We start from the raw sequence: 22,411 nt of genomic DNA, 5'->3' as shown, positions 1-22,411 counted from the left end.
AATGTGTTATTGCATGGCAATTAAGTCGGTTCCATACGAAATTGATGACATTATTCGCAAGGTATATAAATACTCTGATTTGGGTAATTATCTCGATGAGGAGAATCGTTTTCTAAGAAATCTGGTTTCCGAGGGATCAACGCTTATAGATTTTGGTTGCGGTAATGGTCGTCATCTCAGGCTATTAAACGATCGTCTTGAACTCGGATTGGGAATAGATAATGACCATGGGCATATTGCGAGTGCACGGAATTTGAGTAAAGGAATAAGAAACCTCCAATTTTTACTTGCAGATGCCAAGACATTTACATCGGAGCGTAGGTACTCTATCGCCATATCTATGTATAACACGGTTGGTAATATTTACCCAGCGAGTAGAGTCATCGAAGTAATGCAGAGTGTATGCCAGCGTAAAGGGAAATTGATTGTCAGCGTTTTCTCAGAACAATCTATCGAAGAAAGAGTGGTGTTTTATCAGAAAATTGGTTTTGGTATAAAGCGGGTATCAGAGAATTCGATTCTGACAGACAAAGGTGTGGAGTCCTCTCATTATAGCAGGGTACAACTTTCTAAGTTGATTCCTGAGGCTGAAATTATACCCTGTAGCAAATTTGGATGGCTGGCGGTTAAGTCAGTTTAAATGAATTTGATGATCGATTATCTCTTGTTAGATATTTCTTGCCGCTGGGTTTTTAACCATATAACCGTACACTTTGTTAAAAAGTTTGTGCATCCAAAACTCGACATTATCAACACCTTCAATGGATTTATTACTGGCATGGTCTTCAATTGATAAGTCGGTCATATCCCAAAATCCTATAGCTACTAGGGTGGCTTCCCCAGAGGACTTTATTTCTTTTCTGGATGATACAAGCTCTAGAAGGAGGTCATTTTCGAGTTTTTTAGCATGGTGAATAGCGAGTACCTTTGATTCTTTGGTGCTTTCATTAAATTTAAGTATCTTCATGGGGTTTAGTTTTAATTTATTGTTGTCAGGAAGGCAGCTGCCTCGGAAATTGTAAAAACTACAAGGTATTAATATTAATGAAGGTAATTGTTGTTTCTGATATTTGGGGGCGGACAGAAGCCTTGGACGCCCTTTGTTTGCGAACTTTTGAGGATTATACAATCCTGGATCCATACTCCGGTAGTGAGATGAACTTTGAGATCGAGGGGGATGCATATAAATATTTTATCAACGAATGCGGCCTGGAAAGGTACTATTCCTATGTAAGCAGTTACATTAAAGAGCAGCGTTATAGTTATAATTTGCTGGGATTTAGTGTGGGAGCAACAGTCGCTTGGATGTTAGCCTGTAGTGATCAAGCCGAATTTATTAAAAAAACAGCCTGCTTCTATGGTTCCAGGGTTCGCTATCTTCTCAATGAGAGGCCAACCCGAAGTGTAGACTTTTTTCTGGCAAATAAAGAGCCCTCCTTTAATGTTTTGGAGTTCTCCCGTGAACTCTCCAATATACCGATGGTGACTTTACATAAAACACGGTTTTCTCATGGATTTATGAATAGTTGTTCTGAAAATTTTAATCCTGAAGCTTACAGGCACTACCGTGATTGGCTGAAAAGCTGGGCTAATGGTGCCTAGGCAACAGAGTGCGGAGAAGAAAAGGGTTGGAAGCTGAGGTCTGAAAAGGGAGGGCTAAGAAAAAAGGTCTGAATATTTTATGTGAAAAATAAAAGGACCCGAAGGCCCTTTTATTTCCTGGAAAAGTAAAATCTTAAAGATATTTACTGACAGGAGCTCGTTTCCCAGTACTGCGGCGCTGCAGTCGGAGACCACCAGTTGGGTCCGAAGGTAGAGACGTATACCTGGCCTTCGAAAGTTACCTTATCGCCAACTTCGTAGCCGGCATCACCCGCGTAAGGTTGTTGGAAAGCTGGGCAGGAACCTGCCGAGCCCTCATTGCCATTGTTGCCATCAGAATTGCCGTCTGTACTGTCACCGGAACCGTCATCTGTATTGCCGCCAGATCCATTATCGGTGCCGCTGTTATCGCCTGACCCTGTACCGGAATCGTTGCCAGAGTCGCCGCCGCTTGTTTGACAGGTGGTTTCACTCCACAGCGATGGTGCCGCACTCGGAGACCACCAGTTTGGCGCATGAGTGGATTCGTAGGCGACACCTTCGAAGACAACAACATCACCGACCGCATAGCCTGGATCGCCAGCATAGGGCTGCTCAAACGCTTCGCAGGCAGAGTTTCCGGTGCTGCCGCTATCGCCAGTGTCTCCAGTATTTCCTGTGTTGCCGCTATCGCCGGTGTCACCCGTATCTCCGGTGTCCCCGGTATCCCCAGTGTCGCCGGTATTTCCAGTATCACCCGTGTCGCCAGTACTTCCAGTGTCTCCATTGCCATTATCCCCAGAGCTCGATCCGCCTTGCCCGAAGACCTCTAGCGCCGCATCCAGAAGTGGGTATTGGTATTGGTTATTCTCGCGCAGCATACCGCCCCGGAGCTGCCAGATCATTACACCGCCCAGGTCTTGCTCGACCACGTAACGGGACCGCTCGGCGATTGAGGTGGTGTCTTCGAAGGAAATGAAGCCGCCATCTGGGAACCACCCATAGTGAGTTACCGCTTCCGGATCGTATGCAGTCTGGAATGATGCGTCGCTCTGCATTTTCTCAACGATCTGGTAGTAACGCGTCTCGGTGTCGGAGCCCCAGTGAGCGACATCCTGCCCCGATGCGGCTTCGCCGATCGCGGTGGCGCCGGCGACACTGCGGCCGTAGTGGGACATGCCCAGGATGATTTTCTCTGAGGGGATATTGCCTTCAGTCATCCACATGTTGCGACAGCTGTCCGCGTCGAAGCCTTCGTTGACCTGGCCGGCATAGGGGTACAGCGGAGAAGTATGCTGAGCTACCGAGTCCCAGTCGCCACCGAAGTCGTAGGTCATCAGGTTGACGTAGTCGAGTGTTGCGCCGACCTCGGCGAAATCGTAGCCTTCTTGTGCAATCGATGGGCCGCAAGCGACGGCGGCGGTTAGCTCCAAGCGCTTGCCGGTCTCGGCTTCGACTTCATCGAAGCGCGCACGCAGCTCCTTCAGCAGTGTGGTGAAGTTCTCTTTGTCGATCGAACGGCCACCGTTGGCTGCATAGCCCGGATATTCGAAGTCGAGGTCGAGTCCATCGAAGTCCCAGTCGGTTAGTAGGGTTACCGCATTTTCGATAAATACTGCACGTGTGTTGGCGCTTTCCATCATCTCAGAGACTTTATGGGAGAGCGTCCAGCCACCTACGGAGAGAATCGCCTTGGCACCATCGTCGTGTACCGACTTTACGAAACCGGATTCGTGATCGTTCCAGCTCTGGCAGACTGCGTCCTGCTTGCTTGCATCGTACTGGCTGTAGGGATGCCAGAACGGCGGTGAGCACTTGACCGGACCATTGCCGGCGCCGCCGGAGAAAGATTGAGCCCCCATTCCGTAAAAGACATAGGGATCAGTAAAGTAGATGGTGCCCTCTTCGTCATTCCAGGCAAAGGCGTATTGCACATGGGTCAGTTTGGAAAAATCCACATTGTCGTGGGTGAAGGAGGAGTCGGCCCAATACTCCCAGTCGGCCCAGTAAGCGGAAACACGTTTGGTCTCCTGAGCGCTGACATTGGCACTCAACACGAGCGCCGCAGCAAGTGTTGCTACTTTTTTAAATCCGAGTCCGCGCTCATTGCGGCCCCCCTCCAACATCCCTGTTCGATCCTGAGATTGCAGGAAAGAAAACATTACAGTGACCTCCCATGGGCCTTAATTACGATGAAACTTAGCGTTATAGAACTAAACTTTATAGTTGAGGAAATTGGAAAAAAACCGGGGGATAAAAGTTCCATCTGAAACTGAGAGTACCATCGTGACTAACTCATTTTTCCCGATAAATTGTGCAAGAAAAGTGAAAGAATCAAGATGTAAACCGCTTTTTACAGGATAAAATCAGTTTCTATGGCATAGGGGTTAATGTGATAAATATCTGGTGGTGATGGTCGAATTATTAGAGTTATTTAAGAATTAATTTTTATGATGTGAGCAAAAAAAATAAAAATAGTATTGGTCTGGATAATACCCAAGGGCAGTTGCCTAGGTGTCGCTGTCAGCGCTTTCCAAAAATAAATAGCAATAAACTCTGGCTGCCCGGATAAAGTATTTTTTTCTAGTTTGCTTAAGTTTTCGGTGTAGGTTGTCACCAGGTGTGAAAAATAAAAAAGGGCCCTACAGGGCCCTTTTTAAGCTGAAGAAAATTTTAATTATTTCTTCGTGCGCTTACGCATATTTTCCTGCAGGATTTTTTTACGTATGCGGATATGGTTGGGAGTCACCTCAACCAGCTCGTCCTCTTCGATAAACTCCAGCGCCTGCTCCAGGGTATGGCGGATGGGCGGAGTGAGGGTCAGGGCTTCGTCGGTGCCGGCGGCGCGAATATTGGTGAGCTGCTTACCTTTGGTGGGGTTTACCACCAGGTCGTTGCCGCGGGAGTGGATACCGATAACCTGGCCTTCGTAGATATCTTCGCCGTGGCCGAGGAACAGGCGTCCACGGTCCTGCAGGGCGAACAGAGCGTAGGCCAGAGTCTTACCGTTCACCATGGATACCAGTACGCCGTTGATGCGCTTGGCCACTTCACCCTGTTTTACCGGGCCGTAGTGGTCGAAGATGCTGGTCATGATGCCGGAGCCGCTGGTCAGGGTCAGGAACTGGTTGCGGAAACCGATCATGCCGCGCGAGGGCACGATAAAGGTCAGGCGCACACGGCCTTTGCCGTCCGGCTCCATATTGGTCAGTTCGGCTTTGCGCAGACCCAGCTCTTCCATAATCGGGCCCTGGTGCTGGTCTTCAACGTCGATCACCACCTCTTCGTAGGGCTCCTGGATCTCGCCGTCCACTTCTTTCTGCACCACTTCCGGACGGGAGACGCCTAGCTCGAAGCCTTCCCGACGCATGGTTTCGATCAGTACCGACAGGTGCAGTTCGCCGCGACCGGATACGCGGAATTTGTCCGGGGAATCACCTTGCTCAACGCGCAGGGCTACGTTGTGGATCAGCTCTTGATCCAGGCGCTCCTTGATATTGCGCGAGGTAACGAACTTGCCATCCTGGCCGGCAAAAGGCGAGTCGTTCACCTGGAAGGTCATACTCACGGTGGGCTCATCCACGCTCAGGGCCGGCAGGGCCTCCGGAGTGTCTGGGTCGCACAGGGTATCGGAGATATTCAGTTCGCCCACACCGGTAATACACACAATGTCGCCGGCGCTGGCCAGTTCCACTTCGGTGCGCTCAAGGCCCAGGTAGCCCATCACCTGCAGAACCTTCGCCTTGCGGGAGTTGCCTTCGCGGTCCAGTACCACCACCTGCTGGTTGGGGGCCAGGGTGCCACGGGTGATACGGCCTACGCCGATAACACCGACATAGCTAGAGTAATCCAGGGCGGAAATCTGCATCTGGAAGGCGCCTTTCGGGTCTACCTTGGGCGGCTCAACCTTGTCCACGATCATCTGGAACAGCGGCGTCATATCGTCGGCCATGTCGGTATCGTCTAGGCCGGCGATGCCGTTTAGAGCGGAGGCGTAAACAACCGGGAAGTCCAGTTGCTCGTCGGTGGCGCCGAGGCTGTCGAACAGGTCGAAGACCTGATCCATCACCCAGTCTGGGCGTGCGCCGGGGCGGTCGATCTTGTTGATCACCACGATGGGGTTGAGGCCCTGCTCAAACGCCTTTTGGGTAACGAAGCGGGTTTGCGGCATGGGGCCGTCCACCGCATCTACCAACAGCAATACGGAGTCGACCATGGACAGTACGCGCTCTACCTCACCGCCAAAGTCGGCGTGCCCTGGGGTGTCGACGATGTTGATGCGGTAGTCGTTCCAGCGAATGGCGGTGTTCTTGGCGAGGATGGTAATGCCGCGCTCTCTCTCCTGGTCATTGGAGTCCATGACCCGCTCGGCGCCTTCGTCGCGACGGTCGAGTGTGCCGGACTGGGACAGCAGCTTGTCCACCAGGGTGGTTTTGCCGTGGTCTACGTGGGCAATAATCGCAATATTGCGCAGATTCTCTATCACTGGGGGCCTCTGGGCGTTAAATCTTGGTAAATCGGGGCGGGGGCCTGCGGGGTTTCTACAGCAGCATTCCGGCCAAAGGCGGCGATTATAGGGGGGCCGCATGACAATTGGGAGTGATTTTGAGTAAAAAATCACCGGTCGCGTTCAGAATGGCGACCAGAAGAAGAGAGCAGGTAGGGCGCGGGCGAATCTGCCGCCCGCGCCGGGGGCAATTACTTCTTGATGCCGTCTGGACGGTGCGGAATCTGTGGGCGCAATACGCCCACATTGCGGAAGCCTTCATCCAGCAAGTGAGAGGCATGTAGGCGGCTCATCACGCCGCGCGCGCAGTAAAGCAGGTACTCGCGCTCCTGATCCAGCTTGGCGAAGCTGTTATTGAGGCGGTAGAAGGGGATAGTCTCTACTTCGACGCCCTCTAGCTCCAGCGGGTCCATCTCCTCTTCATCCGGGTGGCGGATATCGATGATTACCGCGTTGCCGGCCTCCTCACGGATCTCCACTTCCGGCGCCTCGCCGTCCACTTCTTCGATGACCTCGTCGATATTCTGAATCGATCGGTTGCCGATGGCGCGATCGAGGATGGTGAAATCGAAGCGGTTTTCCTCGGATTCCACTTTTTCAATCTTGGCGCGGGTGGTGGGTTTTACCGAGATAACACCGCAGTACTCCGGCATATTGGCGGCGAACTCCTCGGTGCCGATGGCCCGGGAGGTACGGATAATATCGGTCTTATCGGTAGTGATCAGTGGTCGCAGTACCAGGGTGTTGGTGACGCTATCGATTACTGACAGGTTTTTCAGGGTCTGGCTGGAAACCTGGGCGATGGCCTCACCGGTTACTACTGCATCCACTTCCAGCTCTTTCGCGATAACGTCTGCGGCGCGCAGCATCATACGCTTGAGAATCACGCCCATGTGGGAGTCGTCTACGCGTTCGAGAATTTCTGCCACCACTTCGTCGAAGGGCACGGTGACAAAACGCACCCGATGGGAGGCGCCGTATTTGTTCCACAGGTAGTAGGCCACTTCCTTAACGCCCAGTTCGTGTTGGCGCCCGCCCAGGTTGAAGAACAGGAAGTGAGTGCGGATACCGCGTTTCATGGTCAGGTAGCTGGCCACGGTGGAATCAAAACCGCCGGAGACCAGCGATAGCACCGGGTCCTGGGTGCCCAGGGGGAAGCCGCCGAGGCCGGGGTGCTGTTCCTCGATCACGTTGAGTTTGTCGTGGCGGATCTCCAATTTGACCGTGATATCCGGGTTTTTCAGTTTCACCCCGGCCGCCCCGGTATTCTTGTTGAGGCCGCCGCCTACGTACTGCTCCACATCGAGAGATTTGAAGTCGTGGTCGCCGGTGCGTTTTACCCGCACACAGAAGGTCTTGTCCTTGAGGGCGGGGCCCCACACCGACAGGGTCTTCTCGTACATATCGTGCAGGTCGCCCAGGGGGAACTGGCGCACGCGGGAGAAGTTGGCAATGCCGGGGGTGTGAGAGAGCACCTCTTCAATGCGGCTGCCAAGGTGGGCCACGGCGTCCGGGGCGATCACATCGATCTTTTCCCAGTCTTTGCGCACCTGGATACGGTCGTCCAGCTGGCGCAGCAGGCGCTGTAGGTTGTCCTTGAGCTGGCGCGACATACGTTTGCGCACCGGATTGCTCTTGATGGTGATCTCGGGAAAAAATTTGACGACAAAGTGCATGGGAATCCGTGGGGTACCGCATGTTGATAGAAGGTGCGGCATTATAAACTAGCCGGACGCAAGTTGGTTGTGCACTGTTTGTGAGCAAGCTGGAGTATAAATGTGCCATTGTGGTGCATTTAGTTATGGCTGCACAGCCACAATACATCTATCCTGCCCCAGTCGGCCCAGTACTGGGGCCCGCACCGGCACCAGCCGCCGCTGCGACGCCACTGCCCTAATTTGGCACACTCTTTGCTTTATTTCACGCCAGGTAAAGAGCGAATGCCAGCAGTATAGGCATAGCGACCAAATACTTTTCAAGACCTGGAGGACAGCAATGTCAGCGAAAACGCTCGGTTTGATTAATGAGAGTGAAGCTAAGTGGATAGACCTGCGCTTCACCGACACCAAGGGTAAAGAGCAGCACGTATCTGTGCCCGTGTCAGAGATTGACGACGAGTTCTTCGAAGAGGGCAAGATGTTCGATGGCTCCTCTATCGCTGGCTGGAAGGGCATCAACGAGTCCGACATGATCCTGATGCCGGATGACGATACCGCTTTCCTCGATCCCTTCACCGACGAAAGCACCGTAATTATTCGCTGTAATATCGTCGACCCGATCACCGGTCAGGGCTACGAGCGTGACCCGCGTTCTATCGCGCTGCGCGCCGAGGAATACCTGAAGTCCACCGGTCTGGGTGACACCGCATTGTTCGGCCCAGAGCCCGAGTTTTTCGTCTTCGACGATATTACCTGGGGCGCCGAAATGGGTGGCGCCTTCTACAAGATCAACTCCGAAGAGGCGGCTTGGTCTTCCGGTCATAACTTCAGTGAGGGCAATATTGGTCACCGCCCCGGAGTGAAAGGCGGTTACTTCCCAGTGCCCCCGGTTGACTCTTTGCACGATGTGCGCGCCGCTATGTGTTCCGCTATGGAGCAGATGGGTTTGCGTGTTGAAGTACACCACCACGAAGTGGGCACCGCTGGCCAGTGTGAGATCGGCGTTGCCGCCAACACCCTGACCAAGAAAGCGGATGAGGTGCAGATCCTCAAATACGCCGTACACAATGTGGCCCACGCCTACGGCAAGACTGCGACCTTTATGCCCAAGCCGCTGGTAGGCGATAACGGCTCCGGTATGCACGTGCACCAGTCCTTCACCAAGGATGGCGTTAACCAGTTTGCCGGCGATGCCTACGCGGGCCTGTCCGAGACTGCCCTTTACTACATCGGCGGTATTGTGAAGCACGCGCGTGCCCTGAATGCGATCTGTAACGCATCTACCAACTCTTACAAGCGTCTGGTTCCTGGCTTCGAAGCTCCGGTTATCCTGGCGTACTCCGCGCGCAATCGCTCTGCGTCTATCCGTATCCCTTACGTGACCTCTCCTAAGGGCAAGCGTATCGAGACCCGCTTCCCGGATCCGACCGCCAACCCCTATCTGGCGTTTGCTGCGCTGTTGATGGCGGGCCTGGATGGTATCAAGAACAAGATCCACCCTGGCGATGCCGCCGACAAGGATCTCTACGATCTGCCGCCGGAAGAGTTGGCCGAGTACCCGACCGTTGCGGCGAGTCTGGAAGGCGCCCTGGATGCTCTGGATCAGGATCGTGCCTTCCTTACCGAAGGTGGTGTATTCACCGACGACGCCATTGATGCCTACATCGACCTGAAGCGCGAAGAAGTAGAGCGCCTGAACATGACCACGCACCCGGTCGAGTTTGATATGTACTACTCCGTGTAATGGCGAGCGGCATCACGCCGATGCCGTCGAGCTGTTCTCGAAAAGCCCGCACCCTACTGGTGCGGGCTTTTTTATTGGAGGTACACTGATCGGGTTGGTTGCTTTTGCCGTCTATGGTCGATTTTGTATCTCTTGGACCCAAAAGCCCTCCTCTTTGAGACTGAGGCCCGTGTATTGGGCTGAGACAAGGACTACCGCTTCGCGGCTGAGTGAGTGATGGAAAATATGAAACTGCTTCAGGCCCTTTTCCTTGCTGTTCCATTGGTGGCCTTTGCCGGCACCGATGGTGGGAATACCTCCAGTACTATTTACAAGGTCGTCGGCCCCGATGGTCAGGTGACTTTCAGCGATACGCCACCACCCAATGGGCAGGCGCAGGAGGTGCAATTGGCTCCCATCAATGTTCAGCCCATTGCCCTGCCGAGAACCCTGCCAACTCGTAAATTGTCTCCAAAAGATGAGACTGACACCGGCAAGGAGGGCTATACAGGCCCGGTTTCTATCCAGATAGTGAGCCCCCTGGATGGCGCCACCATCCCGCCGGGACAGCGCTTTATTCCACTACAGGTAGACGTGCAGCCGGTGTATCCAGAGGGGGCGAGTTTCTTTGCGGTGGTAGATGGCAAACCCTGGCAGGGTAGCTCTTCTGGAGCGGGCCTGGATATCTCCCTGCTCGAGCGCGGCACTCATACTGTGCAGGCGGTACTCACCGACTCCAAGGGCCAGGTATTGGCACAATCTCAGGTGGTTACTCTCTATGTGAAACGTCCGGGTGGCAGATTGCCTGACAACTCGGCACCGCGTGCACCGCAAGCCCCCAGGGCTCCGGTTGGGCCGGGTATCCCCCAAGCCCAGCCCAGCCCCTAAATTTGCCCCGCCCTCAACGCCCTCACCGATAACTTCTTTTTTGGTGGGGGTCGCCGTTTTTATCCTTGCTGGTTGAATTTTGTTCTGCGCACTAAAATGGTGCGTATAGGGGTAAACTATCTCAAGTGCTTCGGTGCATGTGTCAGCTGAATCGTTTAAACCCCCTAAGACCAAGTGGGTTGGGCAGTGCCTCCCAATAATTCCGTGCGCCATTTTGGTTTGCTTTTTGCACTGGCTAGATACAAGGGGTTATCGCGCCGGGCATAGGAGATTGTCCTGGCCCCTCGATGAAAAGCGGAAACGATTGAATGCTCAATGATCGCCAGTTGCGTCAGCTACTAGACAGCCTAACTTCAGCGGTACTGGTACTGGATGACCAGTTATCGCTTTGCTACCTGAATAATGCCGCCGAGGATCTGTTGGCTGCCTCCAATGCACGGGTTGAGGGTATGCCTCTGCAGGAGGTGGTGAGGGAATCTAATGTCGCACTAAAAGCACTGCACAACGCGCTCCTCACAGGGGAAAAATTCACGGTGCGGCGCGCCCACTGGCGCTTGCACAACCTAAAAACGCGCACCGTAGATTACTCCGTCAGCCCCGTACCGGAGCTGGGGGTGTTGCTGGTGGAAGTGCAGCCGATGGATCGCCTGTTGCGCATTGCGCGCGAGGATGCGTTGCTCAGTACCCAGGAGACCGCACGCAACTTGGTGCGGGGTATGGCTCATGAGGTAAAGAACCCCCTCGGAGGGATTCGCGGTGCCGCGCAGCTGCTGCAGCGTGAACTACCCGATGCTTCCCTCGAGGAATACACCCAGATCATCATTGAGGAGGTGGATCGCCTGCGTAATCTGGTTGATCGCTTGCTTGGACCGCGCCAGCCGGTACAGCTGGTGCCCAGCAATGTGCACGAGATCCTAGAGCGGGTGGCACAACTGGTCGAGGTCGAATGTGGGGGTGAACTACTGATTCGCCGGGATTACGACCCCTCTATCCCCGATGTGCCGGCAGACCCCGAGCAGTTGATCCAGGCCTTGTTGAATATCGCCCGCAATGCCATGCAGGCCATTGATGAGAGTATTGGTCTCACCAATGGCGAAATGGTGCTGCGTACGCGTGTACAGCGCCAGTTCACGATTGGCCGGCGCCACTGCCCGCTGGTTTGCCGTATCGAAATAGAAGACAACGGCCCCGGCATTGCCGAGGAGATCCGCGAGCGTATTTTTTTCCCGATGATTTCTGGGCGCGCCGAAGGCTCGGGGCTGGGGTTGTCTATTTCGCAAAACATCATCAACCAACACCGTGGCTTAATTAAATGCGACAGCCGACCGGGCCGTAGTGTATTCCAGATTTATCTGCCACTTGTTACCGAATCAGCCAATACAGGAACCTAGAGAATGAGCAATCGCGTTTGGATTATTGACGACGACCGATCAATCCGCTGGGTACTGGAGCGAGCGCTGTCACGGGAGGGGATTGAGACCCAGTGCTACGAGAGTGGTGATCGCGCACTGGATGATTTTTACAGCGACTCCCCGGATGTGGTGATCAGTGATATCCGCATGCCGGGCTCCGATGGCTTCAAATTACTGGAGAGATTCCAGGCGGAACGGCCGGGCCTGCCGATTATTATCATGACCGCACACTCGGATCTCGACAGCGCCGTGGCTGCCTATCAGGGTGGGGCCTTCGAATATTTACCCAAGCCGTTCGATATCGATGAAGCGGTAGCGGTTACCCGTCGCGCGCTGGCGCACGCCAAGGAACAGGCCCAGGAAGAGCGTGCGGAGCCGGAAAATGGTGCAAGCAACAAAGAAATTATTGGCGAAGCGCCAGCTATGCAGGAAGTATTTCGTGCTATTGGGCGCCTTTCTCATTCCAATATTACCGTGTTAATCAACGGTGAATCGGGAACCGGTAAGGAGCTGGTGGCCCAGGCCCTGCACAATCACAGCCCGCGTCGTAACAAGCCGTTTATTGCCCTCAATATGGCCGCTATTCCCAAAGACCTGATGGAGTCGGAACTATTTGGACACGAGAAGGGCGCTTTTACCGGCGCCAGCGCTCAGCGGGCAGGTCGCTTCGAGCAAGCTAACAGTGGCACCCTGTTTTTGGATGAAATTGGCGATATGCCAGCGGATACACAGACGCGTCTGTTGCGTGTGCTGGCAGATGGTGAATTTTATCGAGTAGGTGGCCATACACCGGTAAAAGTGGATGTGCGTATTATCGCCGCCACTCACCAAAACCTGGAGGAGTTGGTGCGCGAGCATAAATTCCGCGAGGATTTGTTCCACCGCTTGAATGTGATTCGGATTCATATCCCGCGCCTAGCGGACAGGCGCGAGGATATTCCACGGTTGGTACGTCACTTCTTTAATGCCGCCGCCGCCGATCTCGGCGTAGAGCCGAAAATTCTCAGCAAAGATGCGGAGGAATACCTCTCCGGTCTCGACTGGCCCGGTAATGTGCGCCAGCTGGAAAATACCTGTCGCTGGATTACCGTGATGGCCTCTGGCCGTGAAGTGCATATTGAAGACCTTCCGCAGGAATTGCATCAGCAGGGAAATGAAATCGAAACGCCACTGGACTGGCAAAAAGCCCTGCGTATCTGGGCCGATCAGGCACTGAGCGCCGGGCGCAAGGAAATTCTCAGTGAGGCCGTACCGGCCTTCGAGAAGGCCCTGATAGAAATCGCCCTAAAGCACACCGCTGGACGCAAGCGGGATGCTGCGGACCTACTGGGTTGGGGCCGCAATACTCTGACGAGGAAGTTAAAGGAGTTAGAAATTAATGGAAGTTAAGAATTGCTCAGCGCTTAACTTAAGGAATAGCTTTATAAATAATTAAGCGTATATTTCTTTTAAATCTTAATCGCTGAATAAGTACATACTTTTTCTTGCCTCTCTACCAATATTTATTTATTCCACTTAAATGTATTGGTAGAAGCCTGGAGAAAGTTTATGACTGCTGATGAGTTAAGTGTTCTCGATAGTGTGCCGTTTCTGTTCTGGGTAAAAAGTAGAGATGAGCAGTATTTATGGGGAAATCGAAAAATTTGTGAATTGGCTGGTGAGGATGTAGTGGGAAAGACCGATGACCAGCTGGTTTGGGCTGAAAATGCCTCAGCGCTAAAAGCGGCAGATATTCGCGTTTTTAATTCCGGTGAGCCTGATTATTTACTTGAGCACGTGGTGAAATCCAGTAAGGGAGAGGAGACTCTGTGCGTTTGCAAGTGGCTCGACAACTTTGAGGGGCAGAAATGTTGCTTTGGATTCTCTTTTGTTATTGGGTGATTTGAGGTTTGTTAGAGTGGGGCGGTCAAATTGGTAGTGGCCTCGTAATATCCGTGTTGCTTAAGTTCAAGGTTCTTATTCTTATTTATCATCATAGGGTCGGTAATGCACAAGATTCTTGCCGATTTTAATTTGAAAGTAATTGTGGCTAAATCCCAGGACTCAATAGTTACAAGTCCTGGGATTCAACAAGCTTAAAGTACTTGACGAAACTAATTTTCTATATCGGTTTTTTTAAATCGGCCGATATAGCCGCCCCGGTAGTCTATCCTACTGGCATCTGGGATGGAAAATAGAGCGTTTTGAGTCACTCGGATATAATAAAAATTCTCATCGATGTCTAGCAGCTCTGTGTCTCTCTCTCTCCATAAAACACATTCTTCAGATTGTCCTTCACAAGAGGCTAGATAAGGAAGAGTTCCATTTTCTTCCGTGTCCAGTGATGGATCATAATAGTGCTTAGTTATTAGGGTATCATTCTCAACCTTTTCCCAGGAGCCTATTCTCGGGCTGATGCCCCACTTGGATTCTGTCAATGGTTGTTCCTGATACAACGTTTCGATATGAAAAATTCCGTTATCTTTATAGGTTAGTGCATAGTTATAGTCAGTGAGAAAGGGTGCATTATATTCAAACCTAATAGGAGTGGGTATATTTTTAGATACTTTCTCCATCATAAATCCAGAGAATATTTTCTTTTTATCGGTATTAGGGTTATTGCCTATACCAATAAACCTCAGTGTTTTGTTGAAAAACCCAAGCGGAATGTAGCGGACTTCAGTGCCCCCCTCATACTTCACTCTTAGATCTTTACCAAAGGTGTATGAATATTTTTCACTGTTTTCTGAGGATACACCATAAACTATTTCCCCTGTGTTCTCAGTTTTATTGGTGAACTTTGCAGGAAATATGTCGCAGTCACAGTTTTGATATGTTTCTGGGTGATAAGAGGCTGCATAAAATTCCTCTGGTAGGGAGTCCCAAGGGAAAGTTAGCTTAGTGTCAGTTACATGAAAGTATCTGCTCTCAGTACTCTCGTAGTCCCCATCAGGGCCTTCACACATACCTTTAAAGTCGATTTTTACTATCTGGCTATAAGGTGTTGTGAAAGCATGTTTTGCTTCAAACTCTCTATCCCGCATATTTACGCAGCTCTCTTCTATATAGTATTCCCATGTAGAGTCTCCGATTAGAGAGCCGCTTATATTGCCAAATTCATCCGTGCTTAGAGTAAACTTTCCTACTTCTGATAAGTCTGCTGATCCACTAGTTTGGTGTTGTGTGCTTAGCTCAATGAGGCTGGTATCTAGAATAGCATCTGAATCAGTTCTTCTTGTAGAGAAAATTATTTCTTCAGATGCATTGAGTTTGTAGCTTTGATCTCGCAAATATTTATTTTCTAATAAATGATTAATAGATTTTAAATAGATATCATGAGTATTTTTGCTTTGATTAATTATATCTTCAGATTTCTGTATGGAAAATTGAAAATCTTTGACGAAATCTTTGGTGTTGGAGTATTTTTCAACAGGAAAATAGTAGTTGTTTTTATCTGTTGTAGCGCTAGAAATGGTGGCCTTCATATAGGCGGCTAGCTGTATGGCTTCATCCAGTGGGACTTCGAAAGTATATTTTTTTAAATCCTCGACTGAAGTAATGAGTTCTCCATTGTTTGCCAAGTCAATAAGGTCTGCCATGACACCAGTGAAAGTTCCTACTGCAAATGCAGGGTTATTATTTAAATAGCTTACTTCATTATTAATGGCTTTATCTTTTATGTCTGAAAATGATCCGGCATATGAGCGGAATTCGAAATCCCAGTCGTTGGGCATAGAACCCTTGGCCGAAAAAGTTACCAGTTCATTTTCGTGACTAGAGTCGACTTCAACACTAAATTCATTATTATTTTTTTGGTCGGCAATATATTCTTTCTCACCAATTCTGACAGTTACGACAGGAAAGTCTTTAAAGTCCTCGGTGAAAATACCATGTAGAGTTATCGCTGATGGGGAGGAGGGTTGGCCTGAGGTGTCGCCCCCGGTTGAAGGTGTGGATGGTGTAGATTGACTTGGGGTTGGCTCAGATGAATCGCCACTTTTGCTTCCACCTCCACTGCATGCACTAATTAATACCGTAGAAATAAGTAGTGTTCTATAGAGGTTGGTTATCCTTTTCATACATAAACTTCCAGTTGGTTGTAAAAAATTTTGCGCATAATACATTTTTTATTTAAACATTCACCTTTGAAGTTGGTACAGCGGTGCTTCTAATGATGTAGTTGGATATGGCGTTAGTAGGTGTATCAGCGTAGTGACCGTTTGTGAGTCTTTACTATGGCTTCTGAGATTTTTCTAAAATATTTCTCTGAACTATGGGTGTGGGGAAATTATGGAAAAAAGTGTTTTTATAGATTGCTTAATCTGAGAGTTATAAATTATGAAATGATGAGGGAGCCAAATAGGTAGCAGTCTTAGATATGTGGTGATTGTGTTAAGCTGAAGGCTACTTGAATGTGTTGAGCTTTATCTAGTTGGTTTTTTTATAAAAAAGTCTGGGGTCTTTTGAGGTATTTAAAGTTGACTCGATGATGATATTGGGGGGCAGTAGTGTTGCTCTGGAGTCTCTTTTTTATTGAGTGAATTATTCAAAGACAGTTATAAAAATCTGGATTTTATAAGCAATCCGGAGCTTCCCTGGCAAGCAACTTAATTACTGTTCTGCTCTTTCTGCTTTTTCCACGCCGAGTTTCTCTAGGTTTTTGACGATATCCTCAGCCGTAGTGGCGGGGTTGATATCTCTGTCTATTTTCAGAATGGTGCCATCTTTACCTATGTATACATTCACTCGCCGGGCGAGTTTTATAAAGGGTATTAAGACATCGTAGGCTTTGGCGACTTCTCCCGTGGGGTCGCTTAGTAGGGGGAAGTCAGCAGAATTGTACTTGGCAAACCGGACTTTCTCATCGAGTTCATCGGTGCTAGCCATAAAATAGGCAACGTTAAAGGAACGAATTTGCTCACCGTGTTTAACTAGGGATCTACATTCTATTGTGCAGTTCTTGGTAAAGACTCTGGGATACCAGGCGATTACTACCGCACTTTTTCCAACGTAGTCCTGTAGCGAGTGGGTTTTTCCATCTGTGCCCTTTAAGGAGAATTCGGGAGCTTTTTGCCCGACCTCTAACGCCATCAGCGGTACGCTGAGTATTATGGCGACAATCAGGGTAAGCCAATATTTCATAGGGTCATCCGCTCCGGCAAAGGTGGCGTCTATGCTATTGCCGCTGTGTGCTTCCAACAATTATATGACGCTTGCAGGGTGAGGACCCTCTGTAACTGTCATCTTTGCCAAGAGTGACTGAATAGTGCCCACTGTGTGAGCCAGACTTTTCTGATATGGAGGGCGAGGTCTTATGCATTTGTGCGATAAGGCTTATGGACTTTCCTTGTCGCTGCTTTACCTGTTTACCGTGTGGCTAGTGTTCTTCACCCTGGCTTTGGGTGTCTATTGGGGATCCAATATTCTCGACGACATCGAATCCCCTAACAGCGGTGTTGTTGCAGCTACCCAACGTTTGTGGCGTTTATTTTAGCCTTTTCCTTCAATATGACTTCGGATCGTTTTAATGAGCACATGACGTTGCTAGTGCGGGAGGTCAATCTCCTCAAGCGTGTCTATCTGAATGGGATTTTTTGGAAACAGGATGAAGGTGATCGCGCGCGTGAGTTGATTGCAGAGTATCTAGACCTTCGTGATTTTTATCCCTTTATCCCTTTATCCCGGTAAGTACGGTAGATATTGCGCGCAGTGAAGAGGTTCTCAGAGAGTTTTGGCAAATCATATTATCAGACGCTATAAGGCCGACTATTTGCGAGCTACACCGCGTCAGATTGGTGGTAGGGCTGCCGTAGTGAGAATTCCCGCACTGCTGTGGTTGGCACTGTACTTTATGACTGTACTAGCAATGCTTGTTATTGGTTTTTAGTTGGGAACTTGCCGTGCTGGTTAGGATCGGGTGGTGCTGGCTATGGCGCTGACTTTCGCCAAGATGATTTTGTTGATTGCGGATCTAGACAGGGTCGATGGGGAAGTGCAGATGGTGGATTAGGGACCGATGAGTAAGCTCAACCAGTGTCTCAGGGCGCTGCGAGAAGACCGGTCCAGAATTCTCGCAGCGCACCAATAATAAGAGGGTCTTAATTACGCATTATCTTTTTTATGCTGCATCAGCATATCTTTGCTTTCCGGTTTAGGGGGCATCAGCATATCTTCCGGATGGACAAATTCCCGCATAAAGATTTCCCAGAAAGCCAGAAACAGGGCTGCTAACAGGGGGCCCATGGCGAAGCCACTGATACCAAACAATATCAGGCCTCCCACGGTGGAAAATAACACCAGGTAATCTGGCAGCTTGGTGTCCCGCCCCACTAGAATAGGGCGCAACAGGTTGTCGACCAGGCTGATAACGGTAAACCCATAAGCTAACAGAATGGTCGCCTTAACCGGCTCGCCGATACCGTACAGATAGATTGCTGCGGGAAACCAGATGAGTGCTGCGCCAACGGCGGGTAACAGCGACAACAGGGTCATCAGAACGCCCCAAAGCAGTGGCGCGGGTAGGTCGAGGACCCAGAAAATAATACCGCCTAAGCTGCCCTGGGTAATCGCGACAACCAGGTTGCCTTTAATTGTGGCGCGAGTGACTTCGGCAAATTTGGCCAGCAGTAGGTGTTCGCGCTCATCCCCAAGGGGCAGTGCGTGAATGATTAAATTGACCAGCCTGTCGCCATCGCGAATCAAAAAGAAGGTGAGGTAGAGCATCAGGCCGAGCATGACAAAAAAGTTAACGGTGTTCTGCCCAACTTCTATGGCATTTTTTGCAATAAAACTGCCGGCATTCATTACGCCACCGAGAAGGCGCTGTTTTGCCTCATCGATGTCTACACCGATACCCTCGAGCATATCGTTCACTCTTGGGAAGGCATTGCGCACTTGCTCCAGAGATTTAGAGACATCAATTTGCCCTTCTTGTACTTTTTGATAGAGGGTCACTGCTTCATTGATAAAAGAAGTGGCCACCACCAGCACCGGTATTACCAACAATATGACGCACATAAAAAGCGTCAGCAGAGCCATAGAATTGGGGGAATTGGGAAAGCGCTGCATCAACAGCCGGTATACGGGATAAAAGATCAGAGCGATGGCACAAGCCCAAAAAATTGGCGTAAAGAAGGGCTTAATCAATACTAAAAAAGCTATTGATACTAGTATCAGCGAAAGAATAAATGAGCGCCTTTCTAATTTTTCCTGCACTGGGATTCCCTCTACTTCTGCAAAGCCCTGTGGTATCGGGCGCCTAATTTGCGATCTATCTAAGCAGAAGCAGGGGGGATTTACCAGCGCCTGTAACCGCAGGTGTCAACGTGAAAGCGGATACCTTTATAGATTCCCAGCCCCATATTCCATTCCTTGCCTTTGTGCTTGTGGATATCTCTCAAGACAGGAACCAACTGCTCGCGGGTAAATTTATTTTGCGGCACTACGTCCAGGCCACAAAAGCGCAAATGTTTACTGCCTTTGGAGCCACCGGCCTTACTGTTGTAACTGGTGGTACGCCAGCCAGAGACCACTGTAACAGGGCCGATACGCGGTACTATCTCCCGCTGCAGCACCCTGAGGGTGTAAATCATTGAGCCCCAGTTTTCCACCGGAGGAATGGCGAAAGGGGGCTCATCCAGATCCCGCCAGTCGCTGCCCTGGCGCAGGAGCTCAAACGGGCTTACTACCTGGTCCACTCGGTTGATGTGTAGAAAGTTCTTTAGCTTGTCGAACAGAGCCTGGTTTGCATTTTGTTTTAGGAAGCGGCTGAACACTCGCTCGGAGGCAGCTGGGTAGCCCTGGATATCGTAAACCTCGGGGATCCCCGGCAGCGGCAGGAGTTCGATAGGACTGATGAGCCGTTCTCCCAGATCCCGTGTTTTCTCCGAGGTGAATAACAGCACAATAATAATGGCGATGAGCAGTAGCCCTCCCAGAAGTATTAATCTGCGCCGTTGGTTTCGTGTATTGCCTGTCTGACGATCACTGTTGTCTTGTATAGCCATGCTTCAATCCACCAGTTGCCATGTGCGGTAGCCACAGGTGTCGATATGGAAGAGCAGCTCTTTACCGAGACCCAGGCCGAAATTGCTTTCCGGGCCCAGGCGTGCATGCAGAGCTTGCAGTTCTTCCGCGAGTTCACCTTGGCTAATGTGAGAGGTTGGAATCAGGTCGAGGGCGCAGAATGCCCGGTGGCGAGATTTGTCGGCGTGTTCCAGCTCGCGGTTGTAGCTGTCGCTACGGAAGCCGGAAATTACCGCCACTGGACCGATTAAAGGTACTATCTCATCGCGCAGTAGTTTCAAAGTGGAGACCATGTTGGCCCACTCACCCTGCGGCGGAAGTGCGAATGGTGGCTTCTCGAGCTCCAGCCATTCGCGACCCTGGCGCAGGAGGTTGCTCACTGCAGTCACTTCGCCTACCCCTTGGCTCTCTAGGTAGTCAGTGAGTGCCTGTACCCGCGTGCGGTTTTCACCATTGCGTAAGAAATGATTGAAGCTCTCTTCACTGGCGATGCGATAACCGCGGGTTTCGACATAGGGTTTTTCCTGCGACTTCAGCCATAGCCACAGCCATAATGCAGCCAACACTGCGGCGAGTAGCAGCGTCAGGCTGGCCACCACCACAAAATTGATTCGCCGGCCGGGCGGCCGGTGGGGGTAGAGTGTCCTGAAGCGGGTAAAAGAATTGCCTTCAGTCATGGGGTGCGGCTACAGCTCCGAAATATGCCTGAGACATGAAAGTCTTCGTGCCGACGCCTATTTCGTCGGCGCTTCTTTAAACACTATAGCCGCAAAAATCGACCTCTTACTGGGGGATTGAAAAACAAAAAAAGCCCCGGCACCTTGCGGTGGCGGGGCTTTTGCGCCTCTAAAAGAAGGCTATATCAAGCCGATCAGGCCTTGGGACCGGCGTTTTTCACATCATCGCTGACATTGAATTTTTCAATGTTTTCGGCGAACAGTTTGGCCAGTTTCCCGGCCTGGTCGTCGTAGGCAGCCTTGTCTTCCCAGGCTTCGCGCGGGTTCAGGTAGGACTTGTCGACGCCCGGTACTTCCAGAGGAATATCCAGGTTCAGGGTTTCCAGATGCTCGGTGGCAGTACCTTCCAGTGCACCGCTCTGGATAGCCGCAACTACTGAGCGGGTTACAGGGATCGGGAAACGCTTGCCGTTGTCACCAGAGCCGCCGGTCCAGCCAGTGTTTACCAGGTATACCTTGGAGCCGAAGTCCTCGATGCGCTTCATCAGCAAGTCCGCATATTCACGCGGGGCGCGCGGCATAAACGGAGCGCCGAAGCAGGTGGAGAAAGTCGGGTGAATACCGGCCTCTGCACCCAGCTCGGTAGAGCCTACGCGCGCGGTGTAACCAGACAGGAAGTGGTATGCCGCAGCCTCTTTGGAGAGGATGGATACCGGGGGCAGTACACCGGATACATCGCAGGTGAGGAAGACGACGTTCTTCGGCTCGCCGGCGCGGTTTTCCAGCTGACGCATCTCTACGTGCTCCAGCGGGTAAGAGCAGCGACCGTTCTCGGTGAGGCTGGTGTCACAGTAGTCGGCGGTACCATTCTCGTTGGTGACTACGTTCTCAACGATAGCGCCGAAACGAATAGCGTCCCAGATTACCGGCTCATTCTTTTGGCTCAGGTCGATGGTTTTGGCGTAGCAGCCACCTTCCATATTGAATACTGCACCTTTGCTCCAGCCGTGTTCGTCGTCACCGATCAGGTAGCGCTCAGGGTCAGCGGACAGGGTGGTCTTGCCGGTGCCGGACAGGCCAAAGAACAGGCAGGTATCGCCGTCTTTGCCAACGTTGGCGGCACAGTGCATCGGCATCACGTCTTTTTCCGGCAGCAGGAAGTTCTGCACGGAGAACATCGCCTTCTTCATCTCACCGGCGTAACGCATACCTGCCAGCAGCACGCGGCGCTGGCCGAAGTTGATGATGACGCAGCCTTCGGAATTGGTGCCGTCGCGCTCTGGCTCACAAACGAAGTTGGGAGCGTGCAGGATGCGCCACTCTTCCTTCGCCTTGGGGTTGTACTTTTCGGCGCGGATAAACATGTTGCGGCCGAACAGGTTGTGCCAAGCGGTCTGGGTAGTTACGACAACCGGCAGGTAGTGATCTTCGTCCTGGCCGACGTGTAGGTGCTGCACGAAGGTGTCGTCACCGGCTACAAATGCCTCTACGCGGTCCCACAGTGCGTCGAACTTGTCCTGTGGGAAGGGGCGGTTCACATTGCCCCAGGCGATGCTATCGGCGGTGGAGGGCTCTTCTACAACAAAGCGGTCCGCCGGGGAGCGGCCGGTGCGGGCACCAGTTTCAGCCACCAGCGCGCCGGTGTCGGAAAGTTTACCCTCGCCGCGCTTAAGAGCCAGCTCTACCAATTTTGCTGGTGAAAGGTTTTTATAAACCAGCGCGGTGTCGTCGATCTGTGCCATTCGTCGATTACCCGTGAATGTTATGTTGGATAGTAAAAAATAGGAGCCGTCCAAGTATTAGACAGCCAGGCAAAATTTGGGGGGCGCATTATGGCAAAATTCAAAATAAGCGGGTAGCAAACACGGTCACTTTTTGCGCTTTGACAGCGCTGTCACCCCAAATTAAGGCATTTTGGATTCACAAAATCTATGTAGTATTTTTACCTTATAGATTTTGTG

General features: G+C 51.2%; 18 protein-coding genes. 8 read left to right on the top strand and 10 right to left on the bottom strand.

The window, feature by feature from the left end; genetic code table 11:
- The first annotated feature begins 13 nt into the window (after nt 1–13).
- A complete protein-coding gene (locus ACJJI0_RS14200; protein WP_444883097.1) occupies nt 14–640 on the top strand; it encodes a class I SAM-dependent methyltransferase in 627 nt (208 codons plus the stop codon).
- Between the two features lie 27 nt (nt 641–667).
- Here ACJJI0_RS14200 and ACJJI0_RS14195 read toward each other — a convergent pair whose 3' ends face one another.
- Nucleotides 668–1,141 carry a hypothetical protein gene (locus ACJJI0_RS14195; RefSeq protein ID WP_444883096.1) on the bottom strand — a complete coding sequence of 158 codons (474 nt, stop codon included), beginning with the start codon at nt 1,139–1,141 and terminating at the stop codon, nt 668–670.
- A gap of 14 nt (nt 1,142–1,155) precedes the next feature.
- On the opposite strand from ACJJI0_RS14195, the gene ACJJI0_RS14190 reads away from it, so the two are divergent.
- On the top strand, nt 1,156–1,602 hold the full coding sequence (locus ACJJI0_RS14190; RefSeq protein ID WP_444883095.1) for a dienelactone hydrolase family protein: 447 nt from the start codon (nt 1,156–1,158) through the stop codon (nt 1,600–1,602).
- A gap of 143 nt (nt 1,603–1,745) precedes the next feature.
- Here ACJJI0_RS14190 and ACJJI0_RS14185 read toward each other — a convergent pair whose 3' ends face one another.
- The 3 genes from ACJJI0_RS14185 to thiI form a co-directional block, all read right to left on the bottom strand.
- Nucleotides 1,746–3,743 (bottom strand): glycosyl hydrolase family 18 protein, encoded by a 1,998-nt coding sequence (locus tag ACJJI0_RS14185; protein WP_444883094.1) that lies wholly within the window; start codon nt 3,741–3,743, stop codon nt 1,746–1,748.
- A 515-nt stretch (nt 3,744–4,258) separates the two neighbouring features.
- Nucleotides 4,259–6,067, bottom strand: coding sequence for a translational GTPase TypA (gene typA, locus ACJJI0_RS14180; protein WP_252083725.1), 1,809 nt, complete (start codon nt 6,065–6,067; stop codon nt 4,259–4,261).
- Between the two features lie 212 nt (nt 6,068–6,279).
- Nucleotides 6,280–7,764 carry a tRNA uracil 4-sulfurtransferase ThiI gene (gene thiI, locus ACJJI0_RS14175; RefSeq protein WP_252083724.1) on the bottom strand — a complete coding sequence of 495 codons (1,485 nt, stop codon included), beginning with the start codon at nt 7,762–7,764 and terminating at the stop codon, nt 6,280–6,282.
- Between the two features lie 319 nt (nt 7,765–8,083).
- On the opposite strand from thiI, the gene glnA reads away from it, so the two are divergent.
- The 5 genes from glnA (at nt 8,084) to ACJJI0_RS14150 (ending at nt 13,650) form a co-directional block, all read left to right on the top strand.
- Nucleotides 8,084–9,490 carry a glutamate--ammonia ligase gene (glnA, locus tag ACJJI0_RS14170; RefSeq protein ID WP_252086040.1) on the top strand — a complete coding sequence of 469 codons (1,407 nt, stop codon included), beginning with the start codon at nt 8,084–8,086 and terminating at the stop codon, nt 9,488–9,490.
- A gap of 225 nt (nt 9,491–9,715) precedes the next feature.
- Nucleotides 9,716–10,357: a DUF4124 domain-containing protein gene (locus tag ACJJI0_RS14165; RefSeq protein ID WP_252083723.1), complete on the top strand. Its 642-nt coding sequence runs from the start codon at nt 9,716–9,718 to the stop codon at nt 10,355–10,357.
- Nucleotides 10,358–10,665: 308 nt separating this feature from the next.
- A complete protein-coding gene (gene glnL, locus ACJJI0_RS14160) occupies nt 10,666–11,748 on the top strand; it encodes a nitrogen regulation protein NR(II) (RefSeq protein ID WP_444883093.1) in 1,083 nt (360 codons plus the stop codon).
- Nucleotides 11,749–11,751: 3 nt separating this feature from the next.
- Complete coding sequence (ntrC, locus tag ACJJI0_RS14155; protein ID WP_444883092.1) at nt 11,752–13,158, top strand: nitrogen regulation protein NR(I); 1,407 nt, start codon at nt 11,752–11,754, stop codon at nt 13,156–13,158.
- Nucleotides 13,159–13,317: 159 nt separating this feature from the next.
- On the top strand, nt 13,318–13,650 hold the full coding sequence (locus ACJJI0_RS14150) for a PAS domain-containing protein (RefSeq protein WP_444883091.1): 333 nt from the start codon (nt 13,318–13,320) through the stop codon (nt 13,648–13,650).
- Nucleotides 13,651–13,862: 212 nt separating this feature from the next.
- Here the strand turns inward: ACJJI0_RS14150 and ACJJI0_RS14145 are convergent, their stop codons facing one another.
- Nucleotides 13,863–15,827, bottom strand: coding sequence for a hypothetical protein (locus tag ACJJI0_RS14145; RefSeq protein ID WP_444883090.1), 1,965 nt, complete (start codon nt 15,825–15,827; stop codon nt 13,863–13,865).
- 532 nt (nt 15,828–16,359) lie between these two features.
- Nucleotides 16,360–16,890, bottom strand: a complete 531-nt coding sequence (locus tag ACJJI0_RS14140) for a peroxiredoxin family protein (RefSeq protein WP_444883089.1) — start codon at nt 16,888–16,890, stop codon at nt 16,360–16,362.
- A 172-nt stretch (nt 16,891–17,062) separates the two neighbouring features.
- Between ACJJI0_RS14140 and ACJJI0_RS14135 the strand changes: the two genes are divergently transcribed.
- Nucleotides 17,063–17,242, top strand: a complete 180-nt coding sequence (locus tag ACJJI0_RS14135) for a hypothetical protein (RefSeq protein ID WP_252083717.1) — start codon at nt 17,063–17,065, stop codon at nt 17,240–17,242.
- 608 nt (nt 17,243–17,850) lie between these two features.
- Here ACJJI0_RS14135 and ACJJI0_RS14130 read toward each other — a convergent pair.
- From ACJJI0_RS14130 to ACJJI0_RS14115, 4 genes are all read right to left on the bottom strand, one after another.
- A complete protein-coding gene (locus ACJJI0_RS14130) occupies nt 17,851–18,963 on the bottom strand; it encodes an AI-2E family transporter (RefSeq protein WP_444883088.1) in 1,113 nt (370 codons plus the stop codon).
- A gap of 80 nt (nt 18,964–19,043) precedes the next feature.
- Nucleotides 19,044–19,754, bottom strand: a complete 711-nt coding sequence (locus tag ACJJI0_RS14125) for a D-Ala-D-Ala carboxypeptidase family metallohydrolase (RefSeq protein WP_444883087.1) — start codon at nt 19,752–19,754, stop codon at nt 19,044–19,046.
- A gap of 3 nt (nt 19,755–19,757) precedes the next feature.
- Complete coding sequence (locus tag ACJJI0_RS14120; protein WP_444883086.1) at nt 19,758–20,450, bottom strand: D-Ala-D-Ala carboxypeptidase family metallohydrolase; 693 nt, start codon at nt 20,448–20,450, stop codon at nt 19,758–19,760.
- A 194-nt stretch (nt 20,451–20,644) separates the two neighbouring features.
- Nucleotides 20,645–22,192 carry a phosphoenolpyruvate carboxykinase gene (locus ACJJI0_RS14115; RefSeq protein WP_444883085.1) on the bottom strand — a complete coding sequence of 516 codons (1,548 nt, stop codon included), beginning with the start codon at nt 22,190–22,192 and terminating at the stop codon, nt 20,645–20,647.
- Nucleotides 22,193–22,411 lie beyond the last annotated feature (219 nt).

This window comes from Microbulbifer mixtoriginis (SeqCode), from assembly GCF_052466695.1.
This window is presented reverse-complemented; position numbering and strand designations above follow the sequence as displayed.